Genomic DNA, 16821 nt, shown 5'->3' on the forward strand with positions numbered 1-16821 from the left:
AGTTTGGCCATCTGCTCGTCGGTCAGCCAGTAAAGATCGCTCATGACACCGCTCCGTTTTCCGAGCCGTGAATCACGCAGCGCGTTGGAAATCAATGCATCCTGACCCTAGTTTCAGCGATAATCTCAATGGCAATTGACGCGGGCGTCGGCCAGTTGGGGTGCATGATTGCTTCAACAATATCCGCGTCAGCTACAAACTGCGCACTATGTTTCGCCGCAAGATAGCGCAAGTGGCGGTTTTCCTTCAGGCACATCATTTGGATAGTCCGGACGCCTCTGTTCTGCGCCATCGCGTACATCAGTTGAAACAAAGCGTCGCCAATCCCAATGCCTTGCCACTCGGCTTCGACAGAGAGTGCAGCCTCTGGCTTTGATGGCCATGAATGAAAGAGGCCGCGCAGTTCGACAAGGCCTCTCAATTGGCCCCAGACAAACGCTCCACAAGCGATACTGTCGTACCGAAGGATATTCTGTGCGTAACTCAAGACACCATTGTCGTCGACGGCTCCACAAAACCCTGCCCGCCGCGTTCGGACATCTAACCGCAGAAAATGATCACAGATGTTATCTTGATCGCCGAAACCGAGACGACGGACGACCAGATCTTGTGAAGTTCTCCTATCGCTCATTTTTCGGGGCTCCTGCTTGGCAGGTTGGTTTGGGCCAGCACTTTCGGGAGGAGTTGAAAATGCTGGCCCGTGCGTTGGCGCTCCCTGTTGGCTTTTTCGCCGCCGCTCATGCTGGCTTACTCTGGGAGGAGCGAGAACCAGCATTTTTCGTGTAAGCTTTTGGACCTGAGGGCTCGCTTACCTATTCGTCAGCCATCAATTTTCCGGCATATTCCGGTATCTCAGATCGCGAAATTCCGATCTGAGAGAGTTGGTAATCGCTCATATTTGAAAGCGCAGAGAGCATCCGGGCCAATTTCAGTGCTTTCAAGGCAGCTTTTGCCGTGGATCTGATCCACGCCAAGAAGCTGATTGATAGGGCAATGGCGTGACCACGATCTGTACCAGCCGTTTGGGTGTTAGCAGCCATATGCAGCCTCCATAGCAAGTCTTTTGATGCTACTGCGCGGAATGCCCAAATCTATTAAGTCACGGTCAGATAGCACCGAGAGTTCATAATAAGTTTCGCGATAAACCCTGCGTTTGGCCTGTGCCTTGCGTATCGTGTCCAGCTTTTGATGAAAGAACGTGCGGCCAGCTTCGAAAACGACATCCAGCGCGCTGTTTGATCGAGTAATTGCCATGATATTGCCTCGTCCATTGCTGCAATGCAGTATTTATGCTGCAATGCAGAGATAAAGGCATTTGGTAGCGCTCACAACTCGCCATTTTGGCAAAGGCCCCATGCCATATTGGAACAGCAAAGGTTATGACATGGACATTTCTGCGCAAATGCTAATCTATGCGACGGTTGTCGAGCAGGGCAGTATTTCTGCGGCTGCAAGATCAATGGGGCAGACCCCATCAGCAGTAAGTAAGCAGATCGGGTTACTTGAAGATCAGGTGCACTACCGCCTTCTGAATCGTACCAGAACGGGTGTCTCTCCAACGCGGGAAGGCCAAGATTTCTATGAAAAATGCAAAGAGATGGCTGACAAATTCAATGAAGCCAAAGCGATGATCCACAGCTTTGACGGTGTCCCACGCGGAGAACTCAGGATCGCATCCACTGTTGCATTCGGTAAGTCCCAACTGATTCCTGCCCTCCCAGAGTTCATGAAAGAGAACCCAGAGGTAGAAATGTCTTTAAATCTGACCGACCGAGAAATTGATCTTCGGAGCGAAGGGTTCGACGCGGCGATCTGCTTTGCGGAACAACGGAAGAATCCAGATATGGTCATTAGGCGCGTTATGCAGAGTCGAAGGGTGCTATGTGCCTCACCTGAATACCTTGAGCGTTGTGGAACGCCGTCGAATTTTGCCGAACTGGCTGAGCACAATTGCCTGAGAGTTGCTGGGAGAAGCCAACGGAACGCTTGGAACAGCATCGAACCGAACGCAGGCGAAAAGTTTGAAGCAACGGGCAGCTTTGAGGGGAACAGCACCGATGTCGTCTTTAGAGCCGCTCTGGCTGGTATCGGCATCGCACGGCTGCCCTGCTATATGGCAAACAGGAAATTTCTCTCTGGCGAACTTGTCCATGTCATGCCGGAGTATGCACCTCCCAGCACGGATATTGTCGTAATGTTTGCCGAACGGAGGAATCTGGCACCAAAAACGCGCGCGTTTGTGGATTATCTCGCGCGGCGGTTTCGGGATGCCGAAGAGAACCAAAGGAACGGCTAACTACGCATAGAAACGGTCGTAGTTGTCCAAAATATTCCGGTCCCGTCCGCTGTGAGTGGTTAAAATTCCGGCCGACATTGGAAGAGAACTGAAGGGGTACCTCCATCGAAAACCTGGCATTGATCAAAAAACACTACATAGGTCATTTCGGTCACCTAGCTGCCTTCTCCGAACGCGTTATCAATGGCTGATATCAGCGGCATAAAAGTGATAGTGCGTTTAACCCGCAGATGAGCTGAACACTTAACGATGAATCGCTTCATCTAAAACCGCTTCGACAATATCCGTCCATGGTTTCGAAACCATAAAAACATCCAATAGTAGGGATTGCGGGCCAAGACCTTGTCGCAGAATCTCTAACTGCGAAGTTCAAGTTACTGTAGCTTCTAAGGTCTTGGCCAAGATGGGCCGAGGATATCAACGAAAAGATTTCAACGCATGACTGGCTTGGTAGCTTGTACCAATTACTTCAGATAGGTGTTGAACCAATCAATTGTGCGGTCCCAGGCTAGGTTTGCCATTTCCTCATCATAGCGTGGCGTACTGTCGTTATGAAAACCGTGGTTGGCGTTTTTGTATATATATGCCTCGTATACTTTGTCGTTGGCCTGCAGAGCAGCCTCAAAATCCGGCCAACCTGCGTTGATGCGCTCATCAAGCTCTCCCATCTGAATTAGTAACGGCGCTTGAATTTTGGCTACATCCTCAGCTGCTGGCTGGCGACCATAGAACGGCACGCCTGCGGCCAGTTCCGGGTAGGCCACGGCAATTGCACTGACTACACCGCCGCCATAGCAGAAACCCACTGCGCCGACCTTTCCGGTGCTGTCATCTCGGTTCAACAGGTATTCAAACCCATTGAAGAAATCGTTCATCAACTCGACACGATCCACTGTCTTTTGCAACTCGCGCCCATCGGCGTCGTTGCCCGGGTAGCCGCCAACCGATGTCAGGCCGTCGGGGGCCAACGCCATAAATCCGGCTTTTGCCAACCTGCGCGCCACATCCTCGATGTAAGGATTCAAACCGCGGTTTTCGTGGATCACCAGCACCCCAGGTAGGGGCTCTTCAACGCCAGCGGGCCGGACAAGATACCCTCGGACATCACCGGTTCCATTGGGTGACGGATAGGTAATGTAGTCTGCGTGGATATCGGGATCGTTGAATGACACTTGCTGAGCCATCGCATAATTCGGGCTGAGCATGTTCAGCAACGCAACCGCTGTCACGCCGCCGACCGCGAACTTTCCGGCGCGATCCAGGAATTGGCGCTTGGTGATCTTGCCGTGCGCGTAAAAGTCGTACAGGTCCAGAAGTTCCTGGTCGAAGTCTTTTGCCGTCATGCGGGTCATTATGGATCTCCTAATGAGTTTGGCAGTCTGAAGGGGAGGGTAGTATCCGATCTGAAAGTCTTTATTTGATTGAGCGTCTGGATGGGCTTACTAAGATTCTGCCGGCGACAGTTCCATGTCCGCGTACCGTTCGCGCAGCACGTTCTTTTGAACTTTTCCCATAGTGTTTCGCGGCAATTCCGAGACGAATTCGTAGCGGCGCGGATGTTTGAAGCGCGACAGCTTGTCCCTGATGGTCTCAGCAATCTGATCCGCTTCAAGTTTTACGCTTGGCTCAATAACCAGAGCGGCGATGATTGCTTCGCCAAAATCGTTGTCGGGGACGCCGAAAACCGCCGATTCCAGAACACCGTCGATGTCGTTCAGTATCTCTTCAATTTCTTTGGGATACACGTTGTAACCCCCGGTAATGATCAAGTCTTTCGACCGCCCCACAATCGATAGATAGCTGTCCTCGCTGAATTGGCCCAAGTCCCCGGTGATGAAGAACCCGTTCTCTCGTAACTCTTCGGCGGTTTTCTCGGGCATCTGCCAATAGCCTTTGAACACGTTGGGGCCGCGGACTTCGATCATTCCAACTTCGCCCGGGGGAAGTGGTTCTCCGGTTTTCGTATGTGTCACGATCACCTCGATGCCGGGCAGTGCCATGCCAACAGTTCCCGCGCGACGTTCGCCACTATAGGGGTTAGAGGTGTTCATGTTTGTCTCGGTCATGCCATAGCGCTCAAGTATTCGGTGGCCGGTGCGCGTTTCGAATGCCTGATGGGTTTCGGCAAGCAGGGGGGCAGAGCCCGAGACGAACAGGCGCATGTTCCCTGTGATCTCTTTTGTGAACCGGTCGTCTGCCAACAGTCTGGTATAGAAAGTGGGAACCCCCATCAAAAGGGTTGACTTGGGCAATTCATCCAGGATGGCGCCGAGGTCGAACTTTTGCATAAGGCGAACTCTGGCACCGGCGAGTAGTGACGTATTCATCGCCACGAAAAGCCCGTGCGTGTGAAAGATCGGCAGCGCGTGAACCAAGCGATCGTCGTTTGTGATACCCCACAGACCAACAAGAGCTTGGGCGTTGGACAATAGGTTTTGATGGCTCAGCATTGCGCCTTTGGAACGGCCTGTGGTGCCTGATGTGTAGAGCAACGCGGCAAGATCGTCCGGAGCGCGATCCACGGTTTCGAATACGCAGGGCTGCGCGTCGGCCTCGCGGCTCAGACTTGAAGTGTCGCCGCCGAGGGTCCGCAGCTTTGCGCCATAACGGGCCGCCAGTTTCCCGACCTCAGTTTCGTTGGTGCTGTCGCAGACGATCATGGCAGGTTGGGCATCGGCGATAAAATAGTCCAATTCTGCCAACGTGTAGGCAGTATTAAGCGGCAGATAGATAGCGCCCGCCTGAACCGCAGCAGCGTATAGCGCCAGTGTATCAGCCAGCTTTGGGGCCTGCACAACGATGCGATCGCCTGGTGAAACGCCGTTGTTTTGCAAAACATGCGCGACCTGCGCGGTGCGCTTCAAAAACGCGTCATAGGACACAACCTGATCATCGTCGAGTTGCAGGAACGGAGCCTCGTTGCCCTCATGCCGGGCAAACAGGCTGTCGTATAGAGTGTTGGTCACGCGGTATTTTCCCTTGGCTTGGTCGCAAGCGCAGCGGTTGAGGCCGCGCGAACAGAACGCGAGGCTTCGATCGTCGAATGTGTCGCGAACTCTTCGTGATGACGTTCTGTTTTGTTTAAATCGTACAGGTAGTTCACCATCGCACCGCCGGATTGTGATCGTCCGTTCGGTGACAAATCGGCTTCGGCGTGCAACTCGTGCAACTCGGCACCGTTTCCGAGGTGAAAGCGGGCCACGGGATCCAACGGCATCCCATCCTCGCGCTTGGCGAACAACAGGTACCGGGCGGCCATTGCGCGCACGTCCTGCGCAGAGGCTGTTCCCGCAAGTACAGCTTTGGCGGCATGGCCATGCTCGGGGTGCCCTGTTTCGCCAGCCAACCACCGGTTCATACCCGGTATCGGGGACAAGGTCACAAATGTATCAAGCCCCTCAAGTTCTCGCGACAGCTCAGTTACAACCTGTTTGATCAACAGATTGCCAAAGCTGATACCGGTTAAACCTTTCTGGCAATTCGAGATAGAGTAGAACGCCGCGACTTTCGCTTGTTCGGGTTCGATCGGTTCCCGATCTTCAGACAAAAGCGCATCGATTGCGTCTGGAACTTCAGCCGTCAGAGCAACTTCGACAAAAATCAGCGGCTCATCTGGCATCGAAGGATGGAAGAATGCAAAGCAACGACGATCCGGCGGGTAGAGCCTGCGTCGCAGATCATCCAGATCGTTGATTTGATGGACCGCTTCGTAGGCAACGATCTTGTCCAAAACGCGGGCAGGGGTATCCCAACTGATTTGTTTGAGGACAAGAAAGCCCCGATTGAACCAACTTCTCAGCAAATGAACGAAATCAATATCTGTTCGTTTGAGCTCGGGGTTGGATTTAAGAAAGCGCAATAGGTCAACGCGCATTGCTACGAGTTCTTGTGTCGCGCCGGATGGTTGGTTCAATCGGCGCAACAACTCTTGCCGTTTGGGTTCCGCGAATTCGCTAAGCTTCTGATATAAATTGACACTTCTGTCGTTGGCATAGAGGCTAGCCACTTCGGCAAGCTGATCCGCGTCCAGCTCAAGCTGGTCATTCAAATAGGCAAAAAACTCCAATTTCTCGGGGTCTTCTAAGGTCTGGAACCGATCAAGAATTGTGGAGGCGAGGGTGAAGCCCGATACTTCGCCTTCGGCGGACAACAAGGCCTCACAAAGCTCTGCAATGGATCGATAGTCATCGTTGCCGCGCTTTTTGCCGGGACGATCGAACAGCTGATTCAGCAGATCGCCCAGAAACCAGTTCCGCTGCATTTCAGGACTCCATCTGACTGCTCAGGTACTCACCCGTTCGGCGGTAGTGGTTGAGCAAGTGCCGGGTCGCGCTGTCTGCATCGTGGTCGAGTGCGGCATCCAGGATTTGCTGGTGTTCGGCAGCGATATCGCGCTTTTTGTAACTGGGCCCTCCCGCCGCCAGATAACGATAGCGAATGTTGAGGTCATAAAGCTGCGAGCAATACCGTAGCAGCAACGGCAGTTTTGCATTTTCCAACAAGGCCATATGAAACACTTTGTGGGCGTCTTCGAAGTCTGGTGCACTTTTTTGACTGGCCTTTTTCATATGGTGATGCCGCAAAACAAGCCTGTCCTCCCAAGCTCCATCTGCATTAGCGATGGAAGCGCGCAGCGCTGTTTCCTCGAGGTTGCATCGGAGCAACAGTATTTCCTCGAAGTTGGATTTGCTGACTGGCGCCGCCCTGAAGCCACGCTGGTCAATTCGTTCCACCAGCATATCCGAGGTCAAAAGGCTTAGGGCTTCGCGAACTGGGCTTGCGCCAGTGTCCAGTAGCCCGCGGAGCTGCTCGATCTTGAGCTTTTGACCGGGTGGCAGCTCGCCTGTCAGAATCATTTCGCGCAGCCTTCGATACGCACCATGAGTGGCGGAAGTCTCTTTGCCCTCGGTATCAAGCATGGCGTCCATATCTGGCTTTCCCTTCTTCGTGGCGCAATCTTCTGGGGCTCTTAGCTGAGAGCGCTCGTTCCAGTCGATAGTCCGATCGAGATGTTCAATGAGCCTTCGTTTATCATCCATCGCCGAAGTACAAAGCTGCGCGCCCCGCTTTTGTGCATCGGGTCATCCTCTGCCAGCTTTCGGGCGGCTTCGAGACTGTCGGCGCGGTAGATGATCAGGCCCATTCCCTGCATATGCTCACCGGTTTCATCCGACATTGGTCCGGCAAAAGCCAGCTGACCCGAACGTTCAAGCTGCGCCTGATATGCCAGGTGATCAGGAAGTGATGCCTTCACGTCTTCGGGCGCTTTGGCAGGCGTGCTGTGTGCAACGTAAAGCTCCAAAGCAAGTGCGCCGCGGCTCTGTGCTTCTGATTTGTAGTCTGCCCAGGCAACCATCTGCGCCCTCCAATAAAATCGATATTAATTGACATATGGCAAAATAATCGGCAAAAATCAAGCAAACTGATATGGATGATGAAAATGAAATACCTAGTGGGAGAGACTTTGGAAGGTACCGCGGTGTTTGCCGTGAACGGCGAAAAAGCAGTAAATTTAACGGCTTTGGACTCTGGTGTCGGCACAGATCTGATGGGATTGATTGCCGATCCTGGTTTGAGCGACTCACTGGCCGATAAAATCTCAGCAGCGGTGCCTGTGCCAGTCTCGACTATCACGCCGGCATTGCCGGTGGCCGCCCCCGGCACCATTGTTTGCATGGGATTGAACTATACCGACCATATCAAAGAAGGTGGATACGACGTTCCCGAGTACCCCACGCTGTTCATGCGCGGAAAGAACTCAATCATGGCGGCAGGCAAACCCATGGTGCGACCGGCGGCTTCCGAGCATTTCGATTATGAAGCGGAATTGATGCTGATCGTTGGGAAACGCGGTCGCCATATCTCGGAAGAAAAGGCGCTGGATCATGTGTTTGGTTATACCGTTTTCAACGATGGGTCGGTGCGGGACTATCAACGCAAAACGGTTCAGTGGACGCCGGGTAAGAACTTTGACGACACGGGCGCAATTGGCCCCTTCACCGTGACTCAGGATGAGTTGCCCGAAGGCGCTTCGGGCCTCAAGATCGAAAGCCGCGTGGGGGACGAAATCCTGCAAAGTTCGAACACCGCCAACATGATCTGGGGTGTCCGCCAGGTGATCGCGACAATTTCGGAATTCATGACCCTGGAACCGGGAGATCTGGTTGCATTGGGAACACCGCCGGGCGTGGGCCACGCCAAAAAACCCGACCCTCGCTGGTTGAAGCCGGGAGAAACCGTTGAGGTCGAGATCGAAGGTATCGGCGTCTGTTCCAGCCCGATCGTGGACGAAAAAGACAATAGGTCAAAGGTGGCAGCAGAATGAGCGCACCGACCGGGGCAGAGCTGGAGGCACTTCGCGCCAAGGCGCAGCAAGATCATCGCGAACTGCGCGCGCGCATTCCTCGTCTGTCGGATGACGCAATCGCCTTGATTCTGCGCGAGTCCCGGTCGCACTATGCGTGGACAAACAAGCCGGTTTCCGACGCGTTGCTTGAAGAGATTTACGACATCACGATCAACGGCGCGACCAGTATGAATACACTGCCTGCGCGGTTCATTTTCGTGAAAAGTGCCGAGGGCAAAGTGCGGCTTGCCAAGTCTTTGAAGCCAAAGAACGTGCCAAAGATGATGGGCGCGCCAGTCACGGCCATAATTGCCTACGACATGGACTTCTGGAAGGAACTGCCCTTCCTTTTCCCACACGAAGATCGTCGGCCGTTGTTCGAAAACAATCCCGATTACGTGGCTGATACGGCGTTTCGCAATGGTACGCTTCAGGGCGCCTACTTCATGATCGCGGCACGGGCCGTTGGGTTGGACGTTGGTGCCATGTCAGGCTTTTCGAACAAGATTGTCGACGAGGAGTTCTTTGCAGGAACCACCCTCAAATCGAACTTTCTGTGCAATCTAGGTTACGCCGATGAAACGGGTTTGTTTCACAAACTGCCGCGATTTCCGTTCGACAAGGTTTGTTCTTATGCATGAGGAAATGACGCAAGTGGGCGGCCAATCGGCCAAGTACTTTGCCGTCGCAATGCTGCGCAAATCGGTTGGTGTGGAAAGGACTGACTGCCGGGGTTCAAGGCGAACAAATAAAGGGCAACAAGATCAAACTTTCTGGGAGGAGAGATAATGAAAAACTGGACCAAGTGCAGTCTGCTGGGTGTTGCCGTGGCAGGCACTATGGCACTGTCAGTCGCAGCGGAAGAGACCATTTCAGCTGTCGTAATTGATGGTTACCCAGACCGGGCCTTGTGGGTGAAAGAATTCACAAACTTCTTTATTCCTGAAGTGGATAAGCGGTTGGCCGAGTCCGGCAATTACAAGATGAACTGGCAGGAGAACTATGGCGGTTCTATTGTAAAACCCAAAGGTGTTCTGGAAGGCGTACAGTTGGGTTTGGGCGACATTGGTATCGTCACAACCATCTTCCATTCGTCCAAGCTGCCCAGCCAGGGGATCTCGGGCTCGACACCATTCGTCGCGTCGGATGCTCGCGCAGTGGCCAAGGCGGTCGACGAGATCGCGCGAGAATATCCGGCGATGCAGAATGAGTTCGCTGCGCAAAATCAAGTCTATCTGGCGACAGGCGTTGTGCTCGACACCTATCAGATGTTTTGCTCAGAGCCGGTCGAGAAAGTTGCAGACCTTGAAGGACGCAAGATCGCGGGTGCTGGTCTGAACCTGCGCTATCTCGAGGGTATCAAGGACGCGGCGGGCGTACGCGGAGGCCTCACTGATTTCTACAACATGGTTCAAACCGGCCTTGTCGATTGCGTAATGATTTGGCCGGAAGCTTCCAAGACGTTCAAAATCGTCGAAGTGGCCCCTTACATGTTGAAGGCAGACCTTGGTGCGGTGAATACAAAAACAGTCACCGTCAATGCCGACTACTGGGCGAGTCTGCCCGATGAGGTCAAAGAAGTACTACAGGCCGTGGCTATCGACTACCGTGACCACGTGGCAGGTATTGCAATGGATCGAGCCGCTGCGTCGCGAGATGCATTTGTAGAAGCTGGCGGATCGATCATTGAAATCTCGGACGAAGACCGCGCTGCGTGGGCAAATGCGATGCCCAATGTTGCGCAGGAATGGGCTGCAACGCTGAATGAGAACGGCGAGCAGGGCACAGATATGCTGGCCGCTTATCTCGGCAAGCTTCAGGATGCTGGTTTCACTGGTGTGCGGGACTGGACGGCCGAATAATCGTTCGGCGACCCGAGAAAGGGGCCAGACATGCTGAAGACCGCAGTTGCCGTCCTGTCGCGGGTCGCCAATTCGCTTGCTATCGCCGCCAACGCATTGGGTACGCTTGTCGTCCTAGCGTTGGTGGTCATTCTGAATGTTGACGTCATTGCGCGGGGCCTGTTTTCGGCCCCACTGCGCGGAACCTACGAGATGGTGCAATTCTCGGTCGTGATGATCGTGTTCCTGCAGCTGGCCGACGTTGTCAGAGTGGATCGATTGACGCGCTCAGATGGGTTTCTGAACCTGCTACACCATCGTCGCCCCGGTCTGACAGCCAACCTGAGGCGCATCATCAACGCTATTTCGGCAATCTTCATGGCCTTGATCGCCTATGTAACCTTCCCAGAATTTCTTCACATGTGGGAAACACAGGACTACTTCGGAGTGCCCGGTCTTTTTACATTGCCTTGGTGGCCGGTCAAATTGGTCATCGCGTGCGGGACTGCGCTTGCCTGCGTGATCTTCCTGCTCAAGGTCGTCACGGCGCAGGACCGCCCGCAACTGGTCCGCACCCCCGAGCATGACGAGGCCGCAGAATGACTCCGATCGAGATTGGCCTGATCTCGGTCGTTGCAATCGTTTTCCTGATTTACGCAGGCGTCTACATTCCGATTGCGCTGGGCGTCGTGTCCTTCGTGTCGATCTGGCTGATGCGGGACAACTTCACACTTGCGCTGAACTTGCTGAAAGTGGCGGTCGGCGACAGCGCGATGGAGTACAGTTTCGCGACCATTCCGCTGTTCACCTTTATGGGTCTCATTGTCTCGAAGGCCGGGTTGGGTAAGGACATTTACGAAGTCATGACCATGCGATTTCGCAAGGTCAAAGGCGGCATCGGCATGGCAACCGTCGGAGCCAACGCCGTCTTTGCAGCCGTAACCGGGTCGTCAATAGCCTCTGCATCCGTGTTCACCAAAGTCTCGGTTCCTCAGATGATGGCGCAGGCTTACAACCCGCGCTTTGCTGTCGGGGTGGTCGCTGGGTCTTCGGTCTTGGGTATGATCATCCCGCCTTCGGCCATGCTGATCATCTATTCCTTTGTCGCCGAACAATCCGTGGGCGATATGTTCCTGGCAGGCGTCATTCCGGGGATCATGCTGGCCATTGCCTACGTCGCCGCGATCTGGGTTATGGGCCGTTTTACACCAGCTTTTGTCGGCGGTCGGGTCGTGGAAGACACCGAATGGATGTCCGGCCGCGAGGTCGCGTCTAAAACTCTGCCGACACTGTTCATTATCACAGTCGTGCTCGGCGGGATTTACACGGGGTGGCTAACCGCTGTCGAGGCGGGTGCCGCTGGGGCACTGGTTGCGCTCGTGATCGCAGTCGTACGCAAGTCCATGACACCAAGAGCGTTCTGGGACGCGTTGCTGGAAACCGGTCATATTACAGCGGCGATCTTGTTCCTGATTACGGCGGCTTCGATCTATAGTCGCATGCTGGGGCTGGCCGGGCTGCCCAATCAGTTGCAGGATTTGCTCGCGGGAAATTCCGCGTCCTTTTGGTCGATCATGCTGCTCTACGTTCTCTTGATGCTTTTTCTGGGAACTTTGCTCGATACAGCGTCCATCATTCTGATCGTCGTCCCGCTGTTCCTGCCCATGGCCGAAGCCCTGGACATGTCGTTGATCTGGTTTGGCATTATCACTGTGGTCGGCGCCGAAATCGGGCTTTTGACCCCGCCTTTGGGCATATCTTGCTTCGTCATCAAATCGACGATCAACGATGACCGAATATCGCTCAAGGATGTGTTCATGGGCGCGCTGCCCTTTGCGTTTGTTATGCTGATCGTCCTGTTCATTCTGATCGAATTCCCGATCCTCAGCCTTGCCCTGATTTAAGGAGACCCAGATGCGCTCTGTCACCAAAGACAATATCACCGACGTGTTCATGGGATACCTGTCCAAGGACACCGATCCGCGGATGCGCGAAATCATGGGGTCACTTGTCAAACACCTGCATGACTTCGCCCGAGAAACCAACCTGACGCATGACGAATGGCGAGCTGGGATTGCGTTTCTCGAGGGCTGTGCCGCTGTGGAAACCGAGGACCGGCACGAGTTTGTGCTTGCCTCGGACGTCCTGGGCCTGTCTTCTTTGGTGGATATGCTGCATTCCAGCCCGGATGCGACCAGCTCTTCCGTTTTGGGCCCGTTTCACGTCTCTGGCGCGCCTGCTTTGCCTATCGGTGGCGACATGAAACGCGACTACGGCGGGCCGGTGCTGCTTGCAGAGGGCGTCATACGCGATGCCGAAGGCAATCCGATTGCCGGGGCCGAGCTTGATATCTGGCAAACGGCCCCGAATGGCCTTTATGCCAGTCAGGATGAAGAACAGGATACGTATTCTTTCCATGGTCTGATGACCACTGGTGAAGATGGTCGGTACGCGTTCACCACCGTGAAACCAGTCGAGTATACCGTGCCGTCAGATGGGCCTGTCGGGGATATTCTGCGGGCATGTGGCCGTCATCCATGGCGACCGTCGCACCTGCATTACATCGTCAAGGCGCCCGGCCACCGATCTTTGGTGACCGAGATTTTTCCCGACGACGATCCCTATCTGGATCAGGATACCGTGTTTGGCGTTCGGGACGACCTGGTGATGACCTATGTGGAACGACCAGCTTCGGAATTTCCCGAAGGAATGGAGCTTTCTGGAAAGATTACCGAACCCTTCTTGCACGTGACTTTCGACGTGAGGCTTGCAAAATCCTGATAGTTGTTGAGGATGTTTGAGGTGCTGAGACATACCTTCATCATAGGTGCCGCGCTGTTCTGCGGCGCGGCGACCGCTGACGAGCGACCAATCTTCGATGCGCATATTCATTACAGCCATGATGCCGTAAAGCTGGTTCCACCAGAGCAAGTGGCCAAAATCCTTCAAGACGCAGGCGTGAGGAAAGCACTGGTTTCCAGCTCGGACGACAATGGAACTCAATTGTTGTTGGCGGCAGCCCCGGACATCGTTGTTCCGGCACTTCGCCCTTATCGTCGCCGAGGTGAAATCAACACCTGGATGCACGATGAAACTGTCATCGATTATCTGGAAGCAAATCTGGCCAAGAACGAATACGAAGCCATCGGAGAGTTTCACGCATATGGCGACGATATAAAAACGCCAGTTATCCAACATATGATCGCGCTGGCGAAAGAAAGGAACCTGATTCTGCACCACCACGGTGATCGCGACGCGGTTGACCTGATCTTCGAAACCTGGCCGGAGGCTCGGGTATTGTGGGCACATTCTGGCTTTGACGATCCGGGAAAGGTTGTCGACGCTTTAAATGCGTATCCCCGGCTTTGGGCCGATCTGGCGTTCCGTTCCGACATGGTCTCGCGGGGCCGTGTCGATCCGGATTGGCAAGCTGCGTTCGAAGCGCATCCTGATCGGTTTATGGTCGGTACCGATACATTTGCGCCGGAGCGCTGGTATTACGTCGGCCCGCATGCAGTTTTTTCGCGCGAATGGCTGGATCTGCTGCCAGATCGGATTGCAGACAACATCGCGTATGCCAACGCAGAACGTTTGCTGGCATCAGAATGATCCGCTGGGTTGTCTGGCTTATTGCTTCCCCTGGCGCAGCAATTGCTTGTGACGCTGTGGGGCAACGCATGGGTTCGCAAGCCCCAAATGCACCTGAAGTTTATGTGGATGTCGGTGAAATTCCGTTGGCCCAACCGTTTTCAATTCAGATTTCAGTCTGCGCTGAAGCCACGGTTCAAGAGGTGCGTGTTGATGCATTCATGCCCGCGCACCAGCACGGATTGAACTACGCTCCCGAAGTTTCGGCATTGGGTGACGGAATGTTCTGGGTCGATGGTTTGCTGTTCCACATGCCGGGTCTGTGGGAGTTGCAGACCGATGTTGAGTTCCGTGGGCGATCGGTGTCCTACACGTCAGATATTTCGCTAAAATGAAGCTCTGGGCCGCAGCCGTGCTCGTGTCGCTTCCGGTTGCGGTGCACTCAGACGTTCTGTTGTCCGAAGATGAAATACAGCAAACGCTCTCCTTCGGGCCGTGGCCACCAACATACCAGCCAGACCCCAGCAATCGAGTTTCAGGTGACTCCAGAGCGATTGCGCTCGGCGCGGCCTTGTTCAACGATCCCGTGCTGTCGATTGATGGTGCATTTGCCTGTGCAAGTTGTCACGACCCCGAGCAGGCACTCACCAACTCCGAGGCACGAACATTCGGTCGCGTGATTTTGGATCGGAATACGCCATCACTGCGAAATCTGGCAGGTCTGCGATGGTACGGGTGGGGCGGAAAGAGCGATAATCTGTGGGCTGCCAGCTTGCATCCGATCATTGAAGAACAAGAGATGGCGCACAGCAAAGAAAGCCTAATGAGAGCCATTTCCGAGAATACGTACATTGAAGATTTTGAGGTCATTTTTGGCGATGTTCAAAGCCAAGACACAGAGCAGGTCTTGGTAAACATTGCCAAAGCCCTATCAGCTTATCTGGAAACGCTGGTAACCGAGCGGACACAATTTGACGATTTTCGCGACGCGTTGGAGCGCAGCGATCTGGCAGAGGCTGCGAACTACCCCGAAGCTGCCCAGCGAGGGCTTCAGCTCTTCTTGGGGCGCGGGAATTGCGCGTTCTGCCATAATGGCCCGAGATTTTCCAACAACGAATTCCACGACGCGGGCGTGCCATATTTTCTGAGTGAAACCGAAGTCGACGATGGCCGGTTCGGAGGGCTGAACTTCTTGCTCTCCAGCCCTTACACATTGGACGGAGACTGGACTGACGATCCGGAAAAGAAAGGCGCGTGGGCGGTCCGAAATGTACGAAGGAGCCATTCCGATTTTGGAACCTTTCGCACGCCCAGCCTTCGAGGTGTGGCCGAAACCGCCCCCTACATGCATGACGGCAGCCTGGATGATCTGGACGCCGTGGTCCGACACTATAACGAAATTGATATAGAAAGGCTTCACGCCGATGGCGAAGCCATACTCTCTGAACTGAATTTATCCGAGCAGGAGATTGCAGACCTGGTTGAGTTTTTGGAGACTCTGTCCGGCGTTACGCGGCCTTGAGATACTCCAATGCAGCCTGAGTACCGCCTGTAGTGTGCGGCACGCCACTTTTGGCGAGTCCCATTTCTACGCCTGAGAGTGTGCCCATCAACATCAGGTCGTTGAAATCGCCCAAGTGACCTATTCGGAATACCTTGTCGGCTACTTTGGATAGACCATTTCCGAGTGAGATATCATAGTGCTCCAGCGCAGTCGCACGAAAGGCATCAGCAGAATGTCCCTCAGGCACTTTGACAGCGGTCAGTACGCCTGACTCCTGACCTTGGCGGGCACACAATACCTCAAGCCCCCATGCTTGCACGGCAGCTCGAGTCGCGGCTCCGTGGCGGGCATGACGAGCGAATACGTTCTCCAGCCCCTCCTCGTGCAACATATCGATGGCCTCATTCAATCCATAGATAAGATTGGTGCCAGGGGTATAAGGGAAGAACCCTTTCTGGTTCGGCTCGACCATATCCTGCCAATTCCAATAGCTGCGTGGCATGGTCACGGATTTTGAATGTTCCAGAGCACGATCGCTCACAGCGTTGAAGCTGAGACCCGGCGGTAGCATCATCCCTTTTTGCGAACCGGAGACACAGACATCTACGCCCCATTCGTCGAACCTAAGATCGATCGATGCAAGGCCAGAGATTGAATCAACCAAAAGAAGGGCAGGGTGTTTCGCCGTGTCTATTGCCCTGCGCACTTCCTCAATAGGCGAGACTGACCCGGTAGAAGTTTCATTGTGGACGACGCATACCGCCTTGATCTCGTGCTGACTGTCCGCGCGCAAGCGGTCTTCTATCTGATTGGGGTCCGCACCGCCACGCCAATCCCCTTCAATCAACTCTGGCTGTAACCCTATTTTTTCAGCCAAGTTGCACCACATGAATGCGAAATGTCCTGTTTCGTACATGAGAACATTTCCGCCCGGCGACACTGTGTTCACAAGCGCAGCTTCCCACGCGCCTGTACCGGATGAAGGGTAGATAAAGACGTTTTGTTCTGTCTTAAAAATTGTTTTCATCCCAGCGAGGGCTTTGTGGCCTACTTCTGCAAAATCTGGCCCCCGGTGATCGATGGTCTGCATGCTTATGGCCTTCAGGATGCGTTCCGGCACGGCACTTGGCCCTGGGATTTGCAAAAAATGTCTGCCCGCCTGGCGCATCTGAATTGATCCTTCCGCTGGCGCCGAAACAGTGGCGCAATTACCTATTGGCAAAAGTTAATTATGAATTCATTATTC

Annotated in this window: 19 protein-coding genes; 10 read left to right on the forward strand and 9 right to left on the reverse strand. The window is 54.1% G+C overall.

All coding sequences use genetic code 11. The features are described 5' to 3' along the window. Positions 1-91: 91 nt before the first annotated feature. The 3 genes from ACR0BF_RS17435 to ACR0BF_RS17445 all read right to left on the reverse strand — a co-directional run bounded on the left by ACR0BF_RS17435 (position 92) and on the right by ACR0BF_RS17445 (position 1254). Entirely contained in the window at positions 92-631 is a 540-nt protein-coding gene (locus ACR0BF_RS17435; protein ID WP_480625416.1) for a GNAT family N-acetyltransferase, read from the reverse strand. Positions 632-812: 181 nt separating this feature from the next. Continuing rightward, the gene (locus tag ACR0BF_RS17440) at positions 813-1040 is read right to left on the reverse strand and encodes a DUF1127 domain-containing protein (protein WP_170611126.1); all 228 of its coding nucleotides are present in this window, start codon (positions 1038-1040) and stop codon (positions 813-815) included. Then, positions 1030-1254, reverse strand: coding sequence for a DUF1127 domain-containing protein (locus ACR0BF_RS17445; protein ID WP_170620196.1), 225 nt, complete (start codon positions 1252-1254; stop codon positions 1030-1032). Before ACR0BF_RS17445 ends, ACR0BF_RS17440 begins: the two co-directional genes overlap by 11 nt. Before the next feature lie 130 nt (positions 1255-1384). Here ACR0BF_RS17445 and ACR0BF_RS17450 point away from each other — a divergent pair, with 130 nt between their 5' ends. Next, entirely contained in the window at positions 1385-2296 is a 912-nt protein-coding gene (locus ACR0BF_RS17450; protein WP_170620296.1) for a LysR family transcriptional regulator, read from the forward strand. Positions 2297-2760: 464 nt separating this feature from the next. On the opposite strand, the gene yghX is transcribed toward ACR0BF_RS17450, so the two are convergent. The 5 genes from yghX to ACR0BF_RS17475 all read right to left on the reverse strand — a co-directional run bounded on the left by yghX (position 2761) and on the right by ACR0BF_RS17475 (position 7652). Next, positions 2761-3648, reverse strand: a complete 888-nt coding sequence (gene yghX / locus ACR0BF_RS17455) for a YghX family hydrolase (RefSeq protein ID WP_170494854.1) — start codon at positions 3646-3648, stop codon at positions 2761-2763. A gap of 90 nt (positions 3649-3738) precedes the next feature. Next, on the reverse strand, positions 3739-5262 hold the full coding sequence (locus ACR0BF_RS17460) for a malonate--CoA ligase (protein WP_480625417.1): 1524 nt from the start codon (positions 5260-5262) through the stop codon (positions 3739-3741). Further along, positions 5259-6557, reverse strand: coding sequence for a malonyl-CoA decarboxylase (locus ACR0BF_RS17465; RefSeq protein ID WP_480625418.1), 1299 nt, complete (start codon positions 6555-6557; stop codon positions 5259-5261). Before ACR0BF_RS17465 ends, ACR0BF_RS17460 begins: the two co-directional genes overlap by 4 nt. A 1-nt stretch (position 6558) precedes the next feature. Continuing rightward, on the reverse strand, positions 6559-7335 hold the full coding sequence (locus ACR0BF_RS17470; RefSeq protein WP_254440740.1) for a GntR family transcriptional regulator: 777 nt from the start codon (positions 7333-7335) through the stop codon (positions 6559-6561). After that, complete coding sequence (locus ACR0BF_RS17475) at positions 7266-7652, reverse strand: YciI family protein (RefSeq protein WP_480625419.1); 387 nt, start codon at positions 7650-7652, stop codon at positions 7266-7268. The genes ACR0BF_RS17470 and ACR0BF_RS17475 overlap by 70 nt, the downstream gene beginning before the upstream one ends. Before the next feature lie 84 nt (positions 7653-7736). On the opposite strand from ACR0BF_RS17475, the gene ACR0BF_RS17480 reads away from it, so the two are divergent. From ACR0BF_RS17480 to ACR0BF_RS17520, 9 genes are all read left to right on the forward strand, one after another. Beyond that, complete coding sequence (locus ACR0BF_RS17480) at positions 7737-8621, forward strand: fumarylacetoacetate hydrolase family protein (RefSeq protein WP_170494838.1); 885 nt, start codon at positions 7737-7739, stop codon at positions 8619-8621. Then, a complete protein-coding gene (locus ACR0BF_RS17485; RefSeq protein ID WP_170494835.1) occupies positions 8618-9283 on the forward strand; it encodes a malonic semialdehyde reductase in 666 nt (221 codons plus the stop codon). The genes ACR0BF_RS17480 and ACR0BF_RS17485 overlap by 4 nt, the downstream gene beginning before the upstream one ends. A 147-nt stretch (positions 9284-9430) precedes the next feature. Beyond that, positions 9431-10504: a C4-dicarboxylate TRAP transporter substrate-binding protein gene (locus tag ACR0BF_RS17490; protein WP_170494833.1), complete on the forward strand. Its 1074-nt coding sequence runs from the start codon at positions 9431-9433 to the stop codon at positions 10502-10504. 30 nt (positions 10505-10534) lie between these two features. Continuing rightward, positions 10535-11086, forward strand: coding sequence for a TRAP transporter small permease subunit (locus ACR0BF_RS17495; protein WP_170494830.1), 552 nt, complete (start codon positions 10535-10537; stop codon positions 11084-11086). Then, the gene (locus ACR0BF_RS17500) at positions 11083-12387 is read left to right on the forward strand and encodes a TRAP transporter large permease (protein ID WP_170494826.1); all 1305 of its coding nucleotides are present in this window, start codon (positions 11083-11085) and stop codon (positions 12385-12387) included. Before ACR0BF_RS17495 ends, ACR0BF_RS17500 begins: the two co-directional genes overlap by 4 nt. A gap of 10 nt (positions 12388-12397) precedes the next feature. After that, positions 12398-13264: a dioxygenase family protein gene (locus tag ACR0BF_RS17505; RefSeq protein WP_170494822.1), complete on the forward strand. Its 867-nt coding sequence runs from the start codon at positions 12398-12400 to the stop codon at positions 13262-13264. A gap of 12 nt (positions 13265-13276) precedes the next feature. Beyond that, positions 13277-14092, forward strand: a complete 816-nt coding sequence (locus ACR0BF_RS17510; RefSeq protein ID WP_480625420.1) for an amidohydrolase family protein — start codon at positions 13277-13279, stop codon at positions 14090-14092. 68 nt (positions 14093-14160) lie between these two features. Beyond that, a complete protein-coding gene (locus ACR0BF_RS17515; RefSeq protein ID WP_480625421.1) occupies positions 14161-14466 on the forward strand; it encodes a hypothetical protein in 306 nt (101 codons plus the stop codon). A gap of 59 nt (positions 14467-14525) precedes the next feature. Continuing rightward, complete coding sequence (locus ACR0BF_RS17520; RefSeq protein ID WP_170494813.1) at positions 14526-15593, forward strand: cytochrome c peroxidase; 1068 nt, start codon at positions 14526-14528, stop codon at positions 15591-15593. Here the strand turns inward: ACR0BF_RS17520 and ACR0BF_RS17525 are convergent. Beyond that, positions 15580-16743, reverse strand: a complete 1164-nt coding sequence (locus ACR0BF_RS17525; protein WP_170494810.1) for a pyridoxal-phosphate-dependent aminotransferase family protein — start codon at positions 16741-16743, stop codon at positions 15580-15582. The two genes, ACR0BF_RS17520 and ACR0BF_RS17525, sit on opposite strands and share 14 nt — an antisense overlap. Between the last annotated feature and the right edge of the window lie 78 nt (positions 16744-16821).

It is taken from the genome of Ruegeria sp. AG7, assembly GCF_056541545.1.